The sequence below is a fragment of the Nocardia cerradoensis NBRC 101014 genome, assembly GCF_000308535.1.
Taxonomy (GTDB): domain Bacteria; phylum Actinomycetota; class Actinomycetes; order Mycobacteriales; family Mycobacteriaceae; genus Nocardia; species Nocardia cerradoensis.
In genome coordinates this window covers 1-16,174 of record NZ_BAFW01000243.1, presented here as the reverse complement: position 1 = coordinate 16,174, position 16,174 = coordinate 1, and the positions used below count along the sequence as shown (strand labels likewise).

17 protein-coding genes and 1 rRNA gene are annotated in these 16,174 nt (G+C 67.6%); 5 read left to right on the top strand and 13 right to left on the bottom strand.

Annotated elements, in window-relative coordinates; all coding sequences use genetic code 11:
- The 12 genes from ON23_RS25655 to ON23_RS25600 form a co-directional block, all read right to left on the bottom strand.
- Nucleotides 1-182 (bottom strand): 16S ribosomal RNA (locus ON23_RS25655); the annotation flags it as partial.
- A 678-nt stretch (nt 183-860) separates the two neighbouring features.
- A complete protein-coding gene (locus ON23_RS25650) occupies nt 861-1,298 on the bottom strand; it encodes a DUF4189 domain-containing protein (RefSeq protein ID WP_051043329.1) in 438 nt (145 codons plus the stop codon).
- Between the two features lie 242 nt (nt 1,299-1,540).
- Nucleotides 1,541-3,166 carry a chaperonin GroEL gene (groL, locus tag ON23_RS25645; protein WP_036506233.1) on the bottom strand — a complete coding sequence of 542 codons (1,626 nt, stop codon included), beginning with the start codon at nt 3,164-3,166 and terminating at the stop codon, nt 1,541-1,543.
- Between the two features lie 290 nt (nt 3,167-3,456).
- Nucleotides 3,457-3,750 (bottom strand): hypothetical protein, encoded by a 294-nt coding sequence (locus ON23_RS25640; RefSeq protein WP_030516558.1) that lies wholly within the window; start codon nt 3,748-3,750, stop codon nt 3,457-3,459.
- 215 nt (nt 3,751-3,965) lie between these two features.
- Nucleotides 3,966-4,778 (bottom strand): Clp protease N-terminal domain-containing protein, encoded by an 813-nt coding sequence (locus tag ON23_RS25635; RefSeq protein WP_083904231.1) that lies wholly within the window; start codon nt 4,776-4,778, stop codon nt 3,966-3,968.
- Between the two features lie 54 nt (nt 4,779-4,832).
- Entirely contained in the window at nt 4,833-5,927 is a 1,095-nt protein-coding gene (locus ON23_RS25630) for an NAD(P)/FAD-dependent oxidoreductase (protein WP_039781320.1), read from the bottom strand.
- An 82-nt stretch (nt 5,928-6,009) separates the two neighbouring features.
- Nucleotides 6,010-6,915 carry an RNA polymerase sigma-70 factor gene (locus ON23_RS25625; RefSeq protein WP_051043327.1) on the bottom strand — a complete coding sequence of 302 codons (906 nt, stop codon included), beginning with the start codon at nt 6,913-6,915 and terminating at the stop codon, nt 6,010-6,012.
- Nucleotides 6,916-6,957: 42 nt separating this feature from the next.
- Nucleotides 6,958-7,218, bottom strand: coding sequence for a hypothetical protein (locus ON23_RS25620; RefSeq protein WP_039781318.1), 261 nt, complete (start codon nt 7,216-7,218; stop codon nt 6,958-6,960).
- A 117-nt stretch (nt 7,219-7,335) separates the two neighbouring features.
- Entirely contained in the window at nt 7,336-7,764 is a 429-nt protein-coding gene (locus ON23_RS38085) for a hypothetical protein (protein ID WP_063821332.1), read from the bottom strand.
- Between the two features lie 145 nt (nt 7,765-7,909).
- A complete protein-coding gene (locus ON23_RS25610; RefSeq protein ID WP_051043331.1) occupies nt 7,910-9,397 on the bottom strand; it encodes an ATP-binding protein in 1,488 nt (495 codons plus the stop codon).
- A gap of 64 nt (nt 9,398-9,461) precedes the next feature.
- Nucleotides 9,462-11,135, bottom strand: a complete 1,674-nt coding sequence (locus ON23_RS25605; protein WP_039781317.1) for an NAD(P)/FAD-dependent oxidoreductase — start codon at nt 11,133-11,135, stop codon at nt 9,462-9,464.
- Nucleotides 11,136-11,199: 64 nt separating this feature from the next.
- Complete coding sequence (locus ON23_RS25600) at nt 11,200-11,397, bottom strand: hypothetical protein (RefSeq protein ID WP_039781316.1); 198 nt, start codon at nt 11,395-11,397, stop codon at nt 11,200-11,202.
- Nucleotides 11,398-11,644: 247 nt separating this feature from the next.
- Here ON23_RS25600 and ON23_RS25595 point away from each other — a divergent pair, with 247 nt between their 5' ends.
- Both ON23_RS25595 and ON23_RS25590 read left to right on the top strand, forming a co-directional pair.
- Entirely contained in the window at nt 11,645-12,094 is a 450-nt protein-coding gene (locus ON23_RS25595; RefSeq protein WP_039781315.1) for an SRPBCC family protein, read from the top strand.
- Nucleotides 12,095-12,144: 50 nt separating this feature from the next.
- Nucleotides 12,145-12,834: an SIMPL domain-containing protein gene (locus ON23_RS25590; protein ID WP_039781314.1), complete on the top strand. Its 690-nt coding sequence runs from the start codon at nt 12,145-12,147 to the stop codon at nt 12,832-12,834.
- Nucleotides 12,835-12,852: 18 nt separating this feature from the next.
- On the opposite strand, the gene ON23_RS25585 is transcribed toward ON23_RS25590, so the two are convergent.
- Nucleotides 12,853-13,881: a beta-ketoacyl-ACP synthase III gene (locus ON23_RS25585; protein WP_039781313.1), complete on the bottom strand. Its 1,029-nt coding sequence runs from the start codon at nt 13,879-13,881 to the stop codon at nt 12,853-12,855.
- 320 nt (nt 13,882-14,201) lie between these two features.
- Here ON23_RS25585 and ON23_RS25580 point away from each other — a divergent pair, with 320 nt between their 5' ends.
- The 3 genes from ON23_RS25580 to ON23_RS25570 all read left to right on the top strand — a co-directional run.
- Nucleotides 14,202-14,474 (top strand): GlsB/YeaQ/YmgE family stress response membrane protein, encoded by a 273-nt coding sequence (locus tag ON23_RS25580; RefSeq protein WP_030516569.1) that lies wholly within the window; start codon nt 14,202-14,204, stop codon nt 14,472-14,474.
- A 123-nt stretch (nt 14,475-14,597) separates the two neighbouring features.
- Nucleotides 14,598-15,317, top strand: coding sequence for a phosphatidylserine decarboxylase (locus ON23_RS25575; RefSeq protein WP_039781322.1), 720 nt, complete (start codon nt 14,598-14,600; stop codon nt 15,315-15,317).
- Nucleotides 15,314-16,174: CDP-alcohol phosphatidyltransferase family protein (locus ON23_RS25570; protein ID WP_051043325.1), on the top strand; the 861-nt coding region annotated here is incomplete at its 3' end. The genes ON23_RS25575 and ON23_RS25570, both read left to right, overlap by 4 nt.

Sequence of the window (16,174 nt, the reverse complement as noted above, 5' to 3'; positions counted from 1 at the left end):
TCAATGGTCATATCCGGTATTAGACCCAGTTTCCCAGGCTTATCCCAGAGTGCGAGGCAGATCACCCACGTGTTACTCACCCGTTCGCCGCTCGTGTACCCCGAAGGGCCTTACCGCTCGACTTGCATGTGTTAAGCACGCCGCCAGCGTTCGTCCTGAGCCAGGATCAAACTCTCCGTTGAAGACTCTCAACCCACTCCGAAGAGCGAATCAGAAGTAACTCGAACCAGAGTCCGAAAACCTAACTTAAACGCCAGCCGGAAAATAGCTGACTAAAAAATGTCCGTCACCCTCACGGGGGGAGGATGAACGGAACCAAAATAAATATTTGGCACTGACATTCATCGACACACTATTGAGTTCTCAAAGAACACACGCACCAGCAATCTCGCGGGAAACTTCCCGGTCGATCGGTTGGGCAACTTTTACAGCTTAGCTCAGCCAGAAGCTCCCGACCAAATCGGGGTTCCTCTTACCGAACCAGTGTGATTGTCAGGCGCTCCTCGTCCGACCTCGTTGTCCCGGGCCTTTCGGCTCCGGGTCGGTGTCCGTGTCGCTCTGACCTGGAATAAGTTACGTGCCAACCGCATTCGAAGTCAAATCGCCTGGTCATCCGGCCTAACGACGCACATCGGATGCGATCGCAACGGCTTTCACAACATCGGCCGTAGGCGAGAAATTCCCGAAGCCGGCCGAAGCCTGTCCCGAAATGCCGGAAGCCGGCCCGCCGTGGGTGCGGGACCGGCTTCCGATCGCAATTCGGGATACGCGTCGGGATACGCGACGATTTCGACTAGTGGTCAGCCGCTGCTGCGGGAGATCAGCCGTTGCAGCGGGAGATCAGCCGTTGCAGCGGGAGATCAGCCGTTGCAGCGGGAGACGGAGATGACCGCCGGTCCCGAGCCGTCCGAACTCAGGGTCGGCGGATGTCCGGGGCCGAGGGCGGCGATCGCATTGCGCTCGGCGTCCTGGAGGGTAGCGCCGGTGCCGCCGGTGTGGATGTCGTCGCGTCGGGCGATGGCACCGCATCCGTCGACGAAGCGCACGATGGTCGCGCACCCCTGCTCACCGTGCGAGGAGCACTGGTCCAGGGCGCCCGCGTCGGCCGTCGCCTGGTCGGGCGCGTTGAGGGCGATTCCGATGGTCCAGCCCTCGTCGTTGGCGTCGGAAATGGCCATCGCGCCGTAGTAGTGACCGTCCGGTCCACGCTCCGCGGCCGCGGAACCGGTCCCGGCGACGACGAAGACCGCCGCGGACGCCGCGACGAAACTCAGGGCAAGCTTGCCCGTTGAGAACATTCCTGTTTCCCCTATCGAAGGCTTCCGGATGAAGCCAACCGAAAAGAATGCGTTCCACAACCGATGTTGTCCAGCTCCGGCGCTTCGAAAGCCCTTGCGAGACCGCGCATTAGGGGAAATGTGACTGAAAACCGCCGAGTTCGGCGACGGTCGCAGGCGCTCGTGCCGCCGAAATGCCGGTAGCCGGCCCGCCCGAAGGCGGACCGGCTACCGGTTCGAAAGGTGTTGCCGGGAGGCGGGACTCAGAAGTCCATGCCGCCCATGCCACCGGTCGGGTCGCCGACGGGAGCGGCGGCCTTCTCCGGCTTGTCGGCCACGACGGCCTCGGTGGTGAGGAACAGCGCGGCGATCGACGCGGCGTTCTGCAGCGCCGAGCGGGTGACCTTGACCGGGTCGGCGACACCGGCGGCCAGCAGGTCCTCGTACTCGCCGGAGTCGGCGTTGAGGCCCTGGCCGGTCGGCAGGTTGGCGACCTTCTCGGCGACCACGCCGGGCTCGAGGCCGGCGTTGAAGGCGATCTGCTTCAGCGGCGCGGCCAGCGCCACCTTCACGATGTTCGCACCGGTGGCCTCGTCACCGGTCAGCTTCAGGTCGTCCAGCGCCGGGCCGGCCTGCAGCAGCGCCACACCACCACCGGGGACGATGCCTTCTTCGACGGCGGCCTTGGCGTTGCGCACCGCGTCCTCGATGCGGTGCTTGCGCTCCTTGAGCTCCACCTCGGTGGCGGCGCCGGCCTTGATCACCGCAACACCGCCGGCCAGCTTGGCCAGGCGCTCCTGCAGCTTCTCACGGTCGTAATCCGAGTCCGAGTTCTCGATCTCGGTGCGGATCTGGGCGACGCGACCCGCGATGGCGTCGGCATCACCGGCACCGTCGACGATGGTGGTCTCGTCCTTGGTCACCACGACCTTGCGGGCGGTGCCCAGCAGGTCCACGGTGGCGGTCTCCAGGTTCAGGCCGACCTCTTCGCTGATGACCTCGCCACCGGTGAGGATGGCGATGTCGGCCAGCTGCGCCTTGCGGCGGTCGCCGAAGCCCGGGGCCTTGACGGCGACGGACTTGAAGGTGCCGCGGATCTTGTTCACGACCAGGGTCGACAGGGCCTCGCCCTCGACGTCCTCGGCGATGATCAGCAGCGGCTTACCGGCCTGGATGACCTTCTCCAGCAGCGGCAGCAGGTCCTTGACGGTCGAGACCTTCGAACCGACGAGCAGGATGTACGGGTCCTCGAGGACCGCTTCCTGACGCTCGGCGTCGGTGACGAAGTAACCCGAGATGTAGCCCTTGTCGAAGCGCATACCCTCGGTCAGCTCCAGCTGGAGGCCGAAGGTGTTGCTCTCCTCGACGGTGATGACGCCTTCCTTGCCGACCTTGTCCATGGCCTCGGCGATCAGCTCGCCGATGGACGCGTCGCCGGCGGAGATGGCCGCGGTGGCAGCGATCTGCTCCTTGGTCTCGACCTCCTTGGCGGTGTCGAGCAGCTTGGCGGTGACCGCCTCGACGGCCTTCTCGATGCCGCGCTTCAGGCCCAGCGGGTTCGCACCGGCCGCGACGTTGCGCAGGCCCTCGCGCACCAGCGCCTGGGCGAGCACGGTAGCGGTGGTGGTGCCGTCACCGGCGACATCGTCGGTCTTCTTGGCGACCTCTTTGACCAGCTCGGCGCCGATCTTCTCGTACGGGTCCTCCAGCTCGATCTCCTTGGCGATGGACACACCATCGTTGGTGATCGTGGGAGCGCCCCACTTCTTCTCCAGGACAACGTTGCGACCCTTGGGGCCCAGCGTCACCTTGACCGCGTCGGCGAGGCTGTTCAGTCCCCGCTCGAGACCGCGACGGGCCTCTTCGTCGTACGCAATTGTCTTGGCCATTGCGTTGAGATCCTCCACATGTATATGGGGCTGACACACAGAGCGACCGCAGGTTGGATCGCCCCATTACGCTGGCCAGGTACGGTGCCCGCGACGGACGACCGAGGGTGTCTGGGAACCCGGTCTCACCTGCCCGACCTAGCACTCACTGGTCGAGAGTGCCAGGACCTTTCTAGCACTCGACGGTACCGAGTGCAAGGTTACGGATCCGACGGCCGCGGCGTACGCAATCGGCGATATCGGCTGGACGGCGCGGTATCCGGGTCGGCGCGGTATCCGTGGCGGCGCGCTCACGTATCGTCGGTGACTCTCAGCGCCAGGGCGACGAAGGCGTCGGTGCGGCGCTCCTCCGGACTGCGCGGCTCGCCGCGTTCCACGGTCACCTGCTCGGCGTCGTGAAGCAGCAGTTCCGCCTCGATTCGCATGATCGCCCGGATGAACGGGGGCGCCACCTCGGGCGGCAGATCGCCGTTGACGATGTAGCTGCCGTCCGGGCCGTCCTCGGTTTCGACATAGGACAGCGCGCGCAGCAGGTCTGCGCGTAGTTCCCCCGCGATCAGGTCGGAATCCGATCCATCCGCCATAGCAATATCGTATCCGGACCACCGATCGCCTCAGCAGCCCCACAACTACACAGCTGTATCGGCGAGTGATCATGTCCGCCGTGGCCGCCCCGGAACCGCGGCGCGGCATGGGCGGATCGGCGAAACCGGCGAACCGGTCCGACGCGACGCGTCGTGTCGGACCCGTTTCCGACAACCGCGCCGGCGTGGCGAATCCGGACACCGGCGAGCACCGATCAGGCAAGCGGCGCGGCCGGCGGCTCCGGCGGAGCAGGTGGGCTCGGCGGAGTGGGCGGAGTGGGCGGCTGGGGCGCGACCGGCGGCTGGGGCGCGTCCACCGGATTCGGCGGCATGAACTGCGCGAGCTGGGCGACGAGATCGCGTTCGATATCCGACTTGGTCAAGCCCAGGCCCGACAGCACCCCACGGCCGTCCTCCTGTTCGAGCAGCGCGAGCAGCAGATGTTCGGTGCCGATGTAGTTGTGGCCGAGCCGCAGCGCCTCCCGGAAGGTCAACTCCAGCGTCTTGCGGGCGGTCGCGGTGTACGGGATGAGGGCGGGAACCTCGTCCACCGCCACCGGCAGCGCCGCCGTCGCGACCCGGCGCACCGCATCCAGCGACACCCCCTTGGCGACGATGGCGTGCGCCGCCAGGGCGCCCGGCTCACTGAGCAGTCCGAGCACCAGGTGTTCGGGCTGGATCTCCGGGTTGCCCGCGCGCCGGGCCTCCTCCATGGACGCCATCACGACATTGCGCGCGCGGGGCGTGAAGCGCGCGAATCCGGCATTCGGATCCATCGCGGCATCACCCGGTTTCGGCACGAAACGCTTCTGCGCGGCCTGTTTGGAGACGCCCATGCTCTGGCCGATATCGGTCCAGGAAGCGCCCGACCGGCGGGCCTGGTCGACGAAGTGGCCGATCAGGTGATCGGCCACCTCGCTCATATGCCCGGCGACCACCACGGCGTCGGAGAGCTGTTCCAGAACGTCGTCGGGCCGGGCCAGTTTGATGCCCTCGATCAGATCGTCGAGGCGGATACGTTCGGTCATGCGTCAACTTTAGGTTGACCTGTGCGTGAAGGTCAACCGTAAGTTGACGCCGTGTCACGGCCGCGCCTGCATCGCCGCGCCGCGCACGATCATCTCCTTCACCACCGCCGCCGGGCGGCCGGTCAGGGCGCGCGGGGTCGGGGCGTCGTCGGCGCGGACGAACTGCACCACCGCGTCGCGACGCCCGAGGCTGATGCATTGCAGGAGATAGCGGAAACGCAGCTCGTCCGGTTCCGCACCGCGCATCCGGGCCAGTGCCGCCCGCGCGGCATGGGATCCGGTCGGCAGCGCCGTCGCGCACGCCATTCGCAGTTCGCGCCCGCCCGGTCCGGCGATCGCGGCGCAGTCGCCGGCGGCGTACACGTGCGGATCGGAGGTGCGCAGCGTGGCGTCCACCAGGACCCGGCCGCGCGCGTCGACGGCCAGACCGGCGCGGGCGGCGAGATCGCTGGTGGTGAAACCCGTTGTCCACAAGACGGTTTCGGCCTCGATGCGCCCGCCGCCGGCCAGCCGCACGCCGTCCGCCGCGGCCTCGACCACCTTGGCGCCCGCGTGCACCTCGACGCCGAGCCGCTCCAGGGTGGCGGCGATATGCCGCTGCGCCCGATCGGAGAGCCAGAAGCCCGGCCGTTCCGAACTCACCAGCGCCACCGGCAATTCCGGATGCGATTCGGCGAGTTCGGCCGCGGTCTCGATACCGGTCGCCCCGGCACCGACCACCGCGACACGGCCACGCAGCGGCGGCAGCGCGGCGATATTCTCCAGCGTCGCCACCGGGTGCGCGTACTCCCGCACGCCGGCAACGCTGTCGACGTCCGCGGCACTGCCGAGCGTGTACACCAGCGTGTCGTAACCCAGCACCGAACCGTCGGACAGCGAAACCTCCTGTGCCGCGGTATCTATCGCCGCGACCCGGCCGCGGACGAAGTGGGCGCCCTTGCGTTCCAGCATGGTTCGCAGATCCCGGCGCTCGATCGTCTGCCCGGCGGCGAGCTGATGCAGTCGCACCCGCTCGACCATTTCCGCACGGCTGTCGACGACCGTGATCTGCGCGCCGCGGGACTTGCAGAGTCTGCCCGCAGCGGCCAGGCCGGCATAGCCGGCACCCAGCACGAGGATTCGATGGGATGCGATCTGATGTGCGCTCATGGGTGACTCCTTCTCGAGGCCGACACCCTTCAGACCGGACAGCCCGCCGATCCCTGACAGCGAACGATTGTGTTCCCCGTCACTACCCCAAGCGTTCGGCCTCCGCCGGTGCCGGGAAGCGACCGAAGTACGCGAGTTTGTCGGGATTGAGCAGAATCCGGATCGCCGAGATCCGCTCGCCGGCCACATCGGCCGCGCCGATCAACAGCAGTTCGCCGTGGACCCGGGCCACGGCGGCCGGGGCACCGTTGACCTCCTCGATGCTCAGTTCGAGATCCTCGACCTCGCGGTGGAACAGACCGGCCAGATAGCGCGCCACCCGGCCCGCCCCGACGACGGGCCGGCGAGCCGCGCTCATCTTGCCGCCACCGTCGGCGACCGACACGATATCGGCGGTGAACATCTGTTCCAGGGCGGCGATATCGCCCGCCCGGGCGGCTACCAGGAAGCGCTGGAACAGTTCCCGGGCACGGGCGGGTTCGGCGTCGAACCGGGTGTGTTCGCTACGGACGTGCAGGCGGGCCCGCCGATAGAGCTGCTGCGAATTCGCCTCGGTCAGCTCGAGCATGTCGGCGATCTCGCGGTGGGCGTAGCCGAACGCCTCGCGCAGGACGAAAACGGCGCGTTCCGCGGGCGACAACCGTTCCAGCAGCGTCAACACCGCCAGCGAGACCAGTTCGCGCTGCTCCGCGGATTCCATCGGACCGAGTTCGCCACCGCCGGTGGGCACCGGCTCCGGCAGCCACGGGCCGACATAGGTTTCGCGGCGTGTGCGCGCCGACTCCAGCCAGCTCCGGCACAGATTCACCACGACCGTGGTCAGCCAGGCCTCGGCGGACCGGATCTCGGCACGCTCGGTGGCCTCCCAGCGCAGATAGGTCTCCTGGACGGCGTCCTCGGCCTCGCTCGCCGAGCCGAGCATGCGATAGGCGAGTGCGAACAGGCGGGAACGATGGCGTTGGAATTCGGCCAGACCCGTATCGTCCATCCGCTGTGCCCTCCAAAGCAGGCCCGGTAGTCGAGGGCGAGATTACTCGCCGCCGGCACCAGGGTCGCGTTTCGGCCAGGTGAGGTGCGGCAGCGTGATGTGCGGCCGCGCAGACTCACCGGACGGCGGCGCCGGACTCGGCGACGTGTTGCGGCGCAGGCCCGAGCCGTCGTCGGAGGGCACCGGAGTCGGGGTGACCGAACTCGCGGGCGGAGCACAGCAGGTCTTCTCGTCCTGGGCGCAGGCCGTCAGGGTGACGGCGAGGGCGGCCGACGACAACGCGGCGACGACGAATTTCTTCACGAGATCTCCCCGGCTCGAGCGCCGCGTCTGCCGCGGCGCATGCGAACACGCTGCGGCACAGCACTTGCCGATCTCGTATGGATCACCTAAAAGCCCAGCGCACGCCGGGCCCGGAGGTTATTCCGTGACCATTCCGATGGCGAGCGCGACGGGCTTGTCGGCCTCACTCTTGGACAGACACACCAGCTTCGCGGTCCCCAGCGCCACATTCGGGCTGCCGTCGAACTTCGAGCCGGGGTTCTCCGCGAGAATACGGTCCATCAGGGACTTCTCACCCTCGATATCGAGTTTGCGGAACTCGTCGCAGGTGGTCGCCGAGGCCGGGCCCAGGCCGGAACTCTCCGGATGCGCGGTCGTGCCGGGCGCCTCGGTCGGCGGCGCCGGCGCGGGGGTCGTCGACGCGGGGGCGGAGGCCGAGGTCGCGACGGCCGAACCGTTTCTGCGCAGGCCGTTGGCATCGGCGGACGAATGGTCGTCGCCGCCGCAGCCGGTGAGAGCGACGGTCAGCGCGCCCAGGGCGACGGCCGTCACGGTCAGTCGTTTCATCTCGTGCGTAACCCCCGAGTGGTCCGGCGACGCCGAATCTCCTCCGGCGCGCGCCGGATGCCTCCGGCGCGGCTCGCAGCGTACCGGCCACATCGGTGATTGAAAACCCCGGCCTCACCGTGCGGTTCGGATCGAATTGCAGCCCTTACGATTCGGCGGCAGCGGTGGCCGAACCACGTCCGGAGGCCGCCTCCAGCGGCAATCGGACGATGAATCGGGTGTCGCCCGGCGTGGACTCGACCCGGATGTCGCCGCCGTGTTTGTTCACCACGATGCGGAACGAGATGTCGAGTCCGAGTCCGGTGCCCTCACCGACGGGTTTCGTGGTGAAGAAGGGCTCGAAGATCCGATCCCGCAACTCTTCCGGCACTCCCGGGCCAGTATCGCCGATTTCCACTGCGGCACAGTCGCTTTCGCGATAGGTCCGTACCGTGAGCGTGCCGGATCCGTTCATCGCCGCCACCGCGTTGTCGATGAGGTTGGTCCACACCTGGTTCAGTTCCGCTGCGTAGCAAGGGACTTCGGGCAGCAACCGGTCGTAGTCCTTGACCACGGCGATGTCGTCGCCGATCTTGCGGGCCAGCATCACCAGCGTGCTGTCGAGCAGTTCGTGGATGTCGACCACCTGGAACGGTGCCCGATCCATCTGCGAATACTGCTTGGCCGCATGCACGAGCGAGGAGATGCGCCCGGTCGAATCGGTGATCTCGTTCATCAGCAATTCGGTTTCGACGGTGTAGTTCAACCACCTGATCGCACCTTCGAACACTCCGTCGTCGCAGTGTTCGAGAGTGCCCGCGACCTTCTCCAGCCAATCGATGTCGAATCCGGCCTGGACGAAATTCGGGGCCAGATCCCAGCCGTTGGCGATGTTGTGATCGGCGAGCCAGTCGCCGAGTTCGTCCTCGCGGTCGGCGGCCTCCATCGCGGTCAGGGTCGGCGCCTTGGCCACCTGGGTGGCCGCCTCCTCCTGGAGTTGCACCAGCGCCTCGAGTGCGGCGGAGTCGAACTTGCCGTGCGCCATCATCTTCAGCTTGTGCCGCATACCGGCGACCCGATCCCGCAGCGAGGAGGTGGCCCGCACCGCGGCCGCCGCGGGATTGTTCAACTCGTGGGTGAGCCCGGCCGACAGCGACCCCAGGGCCAGCAGTCGCTCCCGCCTGCCGATGATCTCGTTGGTGTTGCGGTTGCCGAAGAACACGCCCTCCAGCAGATGCAGGGCCATCGGGAACCATTCCCGCATCATCCGGGCGAAGGTCTCCGCGTCCAGGACGAAGAATTTCGACGGTTTCGTCACCGTCAGCGAGCCGGTGTAGTTCTGGTCGGCGCGCTCGCCCATGTACGCCGTCCACGCACCGGCGTACGAGCCGCGGTGATCGGTGCGAACGAGTTCGAGATCCTCACCCGCGGACAGTTTCGACAACACCACCTCACCGTCCATCAGGACGTAGAAGCAGGTCGCGGGCTCGCCCTCGCGATAGACCGGCCCCGGCTCGAAGTACTCCACCCGGCCCTCGCGGCAGAGCCAGGCCAGCTGCTCCTCGTCGAGCTTCTCGAACAGGAACAGGGTGCGCAATTCCGCCGGATCACACAGGGTCCGGGGGCCGGTGACGGTACGGCCGCTGTCGCTCACGGCGCCGTTCTGATCGCTGTCGCTCACGGCGCCGTTCTCATCGCTGTCGCTCACGGTGCGCCTCCTATTGTTTCGCGAGGTATCGGTGGACCAGCATGACCGCCATCGCGCCCTCACCGACCGCGGACGCGACCCGCTTCGCCGATTCGGAACGCACATCGCCGGCGACGAAGACGCCCGGGATGTTGGTTTCGAGATGATGGGGCGGGCGGGGTAGTTCCCAGCCCGCCGGCCGCGACCCGTCGACCATCAAGTCCGGTCCCGCCAGGACGTAGCCGAATTCGTCGCGGACGACGAGTCCGTCCAGCCACTCGGTTTCGGGCGCCGCGCCGATGAACAGGAACAGCCGTTCGGCGTCGACCTTGTCCTCGGCGCCGGTCGCGTTGTTGCGCAACACGATTCGTTCCAGATGATCGCTGCCGTCGGCCGCCACCACCTCGGTGTTGGTGTGCACCTTGATGTTCGGGACGGCCTCGATCTGCTGGATCAGATAGTGCGACATCGACTGCTCCAGCGAACTGCCGCGCACCAGGATGTGCACCGTGCAGGCGTGCCGAGACAGGAATACCGCCGCCTGCCCGGCCGAATTCGCCCCGCCGACGATGTAGACCTCGCGTTCGGCGCAGTCGGCCGCCTCGGTCATCGCCGAGCCGTAGTAGACGCCGCGGCCGGTGAAATCGTCCACCCCGGGGGCGGGGTGGTGGCGGTAGTTGACGCCGGTGGCGATCAGCACGGAGTGGGCGCTGACGCACGAGCCGTCGGAGAAGAGCACCCGCCGCGCGGAACCACACGCCTCGAGGCCGACCACTTCCCGGGCGGTGATCAGTTCGGCGCCGAATTTCACCGCCTGACGCCGCGCGCGATCGGCCAGCTGGGCGCCCGAAAGCCCGTCGGGGAAGCCCAGATAGTTCTCGATCCGGGAACTCTGCCCGGCCTGCCCGCCGGTCGCGGTCCGCTCCACCAGAACCGTGCGCAGGCCCTCGGAGGCGCCGTACACGGCCGCACCGAGCCCGGCGGGGCCGCCGCCGACCACGATCAGGTCGTAGAACTCACCGCTCGGATCGGTGCTCAGGCCCACGCAGCCGGCGAGTTCGCTGTCCGACGGGGACCGCAGCACGTTGCCGTTCGGATCGATCACGACCGGGCACTGCTCGGCGTCGGCCCCGGCGGCCTCGAGCAGGCGTCGGCCCTCCGGATCGTCGGCCAGATACCAGCGATACGGCAGTTGATTGCGGGCCAGGAATTCGCGCACCTCGGAACTGCGAGCCGACCAGCGGTGCCCGATCACCTTCGTCTCGTGCACCGGGCGGCGGTCGTCGCCGCGCCACGATTCCAGCAGCGCGTCGACCACCGGATACAACTTCTCCTCCGGCGGATCCCACGGTTTGAGCAGATAGTGGTCCAGGTCGACCACATTGATGGCGTCGATGGCGGCGTTGGTGTCGGCATACGCGGTGAGCAGCACCCGGCGCGCATAGGGGTGCAGGTCGATCGCGTGCTCCAAGAACTGGATGCCGTCCATTCCCGGCATTCGATAATCGGCGATCAGTACCGCGACCGGCTGGCCGCGCAATTTCAGTTCGCGCAGGACGTCCAGTGCGGAGTCACCGGATTCCGCGCGCATGATGCGATAGTCGGCTCCGTACCGCCGCCGCAGGTCGCGCACCACGGCCCGGGAGACACCGGGGTCGTCGTCGACACTGAGAATTACCGGTTTGACGGCAGCTGGTGAAGTCACATCGAAAAGTATGAGCGCCCGGCGGGCGCGTTGCCCAGATTGTTCGCTACGGGCACCACATCGATCACACCAGACGGTGTTCGACGAGGTCGAGTTCGCTCGGCGTCAGCAGGCGTTCGAGCCTTTCCTCCCGCTCGGCCAGGTTGCGGCGCGATCGGCGGCCGTGGTTGCGGAAGGCCGCGGCCAGCGGGCCGGATTCCGAATCTGGAAGTAATGGAATCGATTCCGCCTGCCGGCGATGGAGGATGGTGCGAATATTCACGGCCGATCACCTCACAGGGACGTAGAAGCGTGCGCTCCGGTCTGTTGCTTCGTTGCCTGCCGTAGTTGTCTATCCGCCATTGTGCGTCGCGCATTACGGCCGGCGAAACGGATCACATCAGAATGTGACCTAGTTGATCTTCGATGGAAAAGTGGCCTCCCTCACAGGGTCGCGGGTCCGGTTGCCACGTCTAGGATTACCGTTACCGACCGTCATAACCACGCCCGTCACGATCTCGGAGGCAGCGTTGCCGAACACCCTGGAAGCCACCATCGACATCTCCGCCGCGCCGGACAAGGTGTGGGCGGTCGTCTCCGATCTCGGACGGATGCCGGAATTCAGCCCCACCACGCTGAAGATGATTCCGCTGGGCACGCCCCGCGCCGGCACGTGGACGGTGAACCTCAACAAGGTCGGCCGCAAGTACTACCCGACCACCTCGCGCATCGTGCGGTACGAACCCAACCAGGCCTTCGCATTCCGGATGAACGAGAACGCCACCGTGTGGAGCTACACCCTCGAACCCACCGCGGCGGGCACCCGGGTGACCGAGCGCCGCGACGTTCCGAACGGGGTGCGCAAACCGGTACGGCTGATGATCGACGCCCTGCTCGGCGGCGAGCAGCGGTTCGAAGCCGATCTGGTCGCGGGGATGAACGAAACCCTCGGCAAGATCAAGGTCGCGGCCGAGCGCTGATTCGGCGCGCCCGCGAGCGGGGCCGGGTTCGGCCGCGTAGTTTGCCCGGTATGCGACGGGTTGCGAGCGTAATGGCGGTGCTCGCGGGGACCACCGTGCTGCTGAGTGGTTGTGGCAGTTCGGATTCGGGGACCTCGCGCGAGGTGACGGTGGTCGGCACCGGTCAGGTGCGGGGAGCGCCGGACACCCTGAACGCCGACGTGGGTGTCGAGGTCACCGCGCCCGATGTGTCCACCGCCATCGCGAATGCGAACGGCAAGGCGAAAGCGATCACCGACGCGATGGTGAACGCGGGCGCGAAACGCGAGGACATCCGCACGGCCGATGTGTCGGTGCAGCCGCAATACGGTCCCGACCACACCGTCACCGGCTACACCGCGACCAACACCGTGCACGTCGTGGTCCGCGATCTGCCCAAGGCCTCGGCCGTCCTGTCGTCGGCGGTGCAGGCCGGCGGTAACGACACCCGCATCCGCGGCGTCTCGTTCGCGCTCGACGACAATTCGAAACTGCTCGCCGACGCGCGAGCGGGCGCCTTCGCCGATGCCAAGGCGCGCGCCGACCAGTACGCGGTGCTGTCGGGCCTGAAGTTGAAGGACGTGAAGACCATCAACGAGACCAGCAGCGGGGAATCGACCCCGCCGCAGGCCAAGGCCCAATTCGCCGGTCCCGACGTGCCGGTGGAACCCGGTCAGCAGACGGTGACCTTCACCGTGACGGTCACCTGGACCATGGGCTGACGCGCGGCGGCCGCACGCCTACTGCCAGTTGGGCAGTTTCGCCACCTGCGCGGCGTAGGACAGCCCCGCGCCGAAGGCGACCAGCAGCGCCGCCGCACCGGGTTTGCTCTCGCCCGAACGCAGCATCGCCTCCATGGCCAGCGGAACCGAGGCGGCCGAGGTGTTGCCGGTCTCCTCGATGTCGTTGGCCAGGGCGCAATTGGCCGACAGCTTCAGCTCACGCGCCATGATCTCGATGATGCGGCCGTTGGCCTGGTGCGGAACCATCGCGTCGATATCGCCGGGGGTCAGGCCCGCGCGCTCGATCGCGTCCAGGCAGACCTTCTTCAGCGAATGGGCGGCCCAGCGGAAGACCGCGGTGCCCTCCATCGCCAGATACGGGCGGACTGCGTCGGTGCCCTTCTCATCGATTTCCCGGAAGAACTCCATCCAGTCCTTGTCCTGGCGGATGGCGTGATGCTGTTCGCCGTCGGAACCCCAGACGGTCGGGCCGATGCCGGGTTCGTCGGACGGGCCCACGATCACCGCGCCGGCGCCGTCGGCGAACAGGAAGGCGGTGCCGCGGTCGGCCGGGTTGAACGTGTCCGTGAGCCGCTCGACGCCGATCACCAGCACATGACCCGCGGTGCCGCCCTTGACCAGATCCGAGGCCACGCCCAGGGCATGACAGAAGCCCGCGCACCCGGCGGAGATGTCGAATGCGGCCGGATTGTTCATCCCGAGCTCGGTGGCGATCTGCGGAGCGGCCGCCGGGGTGAGCAGCAGCCAGGTCGAGGTCGCGACGATGACGCAGTCGACCTGTTCGGCGGTGATTCCCGCGGCCGCGATGGCATCGCGCGCCGCTGCGGCGCTCATGGCGATGATGGTTTCGGATTCGGAGGCGAACCGCCGGGTCCGGATGCCCGAGCGGGTGCGAATCCATTCGTCGCTGGAATCGATCGGTCCGGCGACTTCCTCGTTGGTCACGACCCGGGCGGGGCGGTACACACCGAGCCCGAGCATCGCCGTGTGCTCCACCCCGGTGACTTGGGCGAGTCGAGCAGCCATCGCGCATCTCCTATGTACCTGCCGGCGGGCCGGAGAACCGGAAGACGGTTCCGGTCCGGGCGCCACCCGCGTATCGAACATTCCTTCATCGGGCCCCGGGAGCCGACGCGCTCGTGGTTCGTGAACCGCCGGTGTCACCGACGGGTCCATGCTTTACGAACGCGTAGACATGAGGCCCCCTCATATTAGTAGGAATGCTAATCCCCAGGGTGGGTATTGTCACAATCGATTCGTGTAGAACCGGCTCGCAGACTGGTCCCGATACCGAACCGTGGCGAGGCGGAGACAGCAATTTCCGACGAGTTTCCCTGGAGGACATGATGCTCGGTCTCGGAATCATCGGCTGGATCATCATCGGCGGCCTGGCCGGCTGGATCGCCAGCAAGATCATGGGCACCGACGCCCAGCAGGGCATCCTGCTCAATATCGTCGTGGGGGTGATCGGTGGCCTGATCGGCGGTTTCATCCTGCGACTGTTCGGCGTCGACGTACACAGCGGCGGATTTTTCTTCAGCTTCCTCACCTGCCTGGGCGGAGCAGTGATCCTGCTGTGGCTGGTGCGGCTGGCCACGGGTCGCAAAGCCGCTCGCTGACGGCACGGGCGGCGAATACGCCCGATCGGGACCACGCCACGGTGATGCCGTGTCCCGTAAGGTGTGAGCGCGGTCCCGGATGCTCTGCGGACCGAACGTCATCCGCGCACGAAAGAGGAGTCCGTGGCCCGCCGCCCCACCCCGCCCGGTACGCCCGAACGTACCGGGCTCGGTCATGTCGCCGACCTGGTCAAAGCAGCGATTCCGCCGTTGCATCCCGCCGGCCTGCCCTTCGTGGCCGCGCCGCTGGCGGTGGCGGTCCTCGGCGGAACGCGGCGGCCCTGGCTGCGCCGCACCGGACTCACCGCGGCCGCGGCCTCGGCGGCCTTCTTCCGGCATCCGCACCGGGTGCCGCCGAATCGGGCGAATATCGTCGTCGCCCCGGCCGACGGTGAGATCGCGCTCGTCGACACCGCGGTGCCGCCCGCCGAACTGAACCTCGGCGACACCCCGCTGCCCCGGGTGAGCATCTTCCTGTCGGTGCTCGACGTGCACGTACAGCGCACCCCGGTCTCGGGCACCGTGCGCACCGTCGCGTACCAGCGCGGTCAATTCCGCTCGGCGGATCTGCCGGAGGCCAGTTCGGTGAACGAGCGCAACAGCATGGTGCTCGAGACCGCCTCCGGCCAGCTGGTGACGGTCGTGCAGATCGCCGGACTGCTGGCCCGCCGCATCGTCTGCGACGCCAAGGTCGGCGACGCGTTGAGCATCGGCGAAACCTACGGTCTGATCCGGTTCGGCTCGCGGGTCGACACCTACTTCCCGGCCGGCACCCGGCTGCTGGTCGAGCCCGGGCAGCGCACGATCGGCGCGGAAACGGTGCTGGCCGAACTGCTGCCATGATCGAGAACACCGTGACCGAACCGGGTCGCCGCCGCCGCACGATCCGCCTGCTGCCGAGCATCGTGACGATCCTGGCGCTGTGTGCCGGACTGTCGGCGGTGAAATTCGCACTCGACGGCTCGCTCGACATCGCCCTGGCGATGATCGGCGCGGCCGCCGTCCTCGACACCCTCGACGGCCGGCTGGCCCGGATGTTGTCGGCCACCACCAAGATCGGCGCCGAACTGGATTCGCTGGCCGATGCCATCTCCTTCGGCGTCGCTCCGGCCCTGGTGCTGTATGTGACCTTCCTGCGCCAGGACAGCGCGGGCTGGATCATCGCGCTGATCTACACGGTGAGCCTCGTGCTGCGCCTGGCCCGGTTCAACACGATCATGGACGACGACACCCGGCCCGACTGGGAGCGCGAGTACTTCACCGGCGTCCCCGCGCCGGCGGCGGCATTGATCGCCTTGCTGCCGATCGCGCTGCACAGCCAGTTCGGCGAGGGATGGTGGAACAACTTCCCGGTGGTGGCGGCGTGGACCGTCTTCGCGGCCCTGCTCGCCGTCAGCACGATCCCGACGCTGGCGATGAAGTCGGTGTCGGTGGCGCCGCAGGCGGCGGCACTGCTGCTGGTGCTGGTCGCGCTGGCGGGGGCCGCGCTGATCACCTATCCGCTGATCCTGCTGATGGTGCTGGTCGGGCTGTACCTCGTGCACATTCCGTTCGCGTGGCGCTCGCAGCGCTGGGTGGCGGCCCGGCCGGAGACCTGGCACCACAAGCCGGCCGAACGCCGCGCGCAGCGGCGTGCGGCCCGGCGGATGCCGCCGATCGGCGAGGGCGCCCGGTTGCGGCTGCGGCGGCCGCCCGGCATT

What these genes read in the sequence shown, in the direction of transcription:
- ON23_RS25650 (WP_051043329.1), bottom strand. Translation starts at nt 1,298, where the DNA reads ATGTTCTCAACGGGCAAGCTTGCCCTGAGTTTCGTCGCGGCGTCCGCG.
- groL (WP_036506233.1), bottom strand. Translation starts at nt 3,166, where the DNA reads ATGGCCAAGACAATTGCGTACGACGAAGAGGCCCGTCGCGGTCTCGAG.
- ON23_RS25640 (WP_030516558.1), bottom strand. Translation starts at nt 3,750, where the DNA reads ATGGCGGATGGATCGGATTCCGACCTGATCGCGGGGGAACTACGCGCA.
- ON23_RS25635 (WP_083904231.1), bottom strand. Translation starts at nt 4,778, where the DNA reads ATGACCGAACGTATCCGCCTCGACGATCTGATCGAGGGCATCAAACTG.
- ON23_RS25630 (WP_039781320.1), bottom strand. Translation starts at nt 5,927, where the DNA reads ATGAGCGCACATCAGATCGCATCCCATCGAATCCTCGTGCTGGGTGCC.
- ON23_RS25625 (WP_051043327.1), bottom strand. Translation starts at nt 6,915, where the DNA reads ATGGACGATACGGGTCTGGCCGAATTCCAACGCCATCGTTCCCGCCTG.
- ON23_RS38085 (WP_063821332.1), bottom strand. Translation starts at nt 7,764, where the DNA reads ATGAAACGACTGACCGTGACGGCCGTCGCCCTGGGCGCGCTGACCGTC.
- ON23_RS25590 (WP_039781314.1), top strand. Translation starts at nt 12,145, where the DNA reads ATGCGACGGGTTGCGAGCGTAATGGCGGTGCTCGCGGGGACCACCGTG.
- ON23_RS25585 (WP_039781313.1), bottom strand. Translation starts at nt 13,881, where the DNA reads ATGGCTGCTCGACTCGCCCAAGTCACCGGGGTGGAGCACACGGCGATG.
- ON23_RS25580 (WP_030516569.1), top strand. Translation starts at nt 14,202, where the DNA reads ATGCTCGGTCTCGGAATCATCGGCTGGATCATCATCGGCGGCCTGGCC.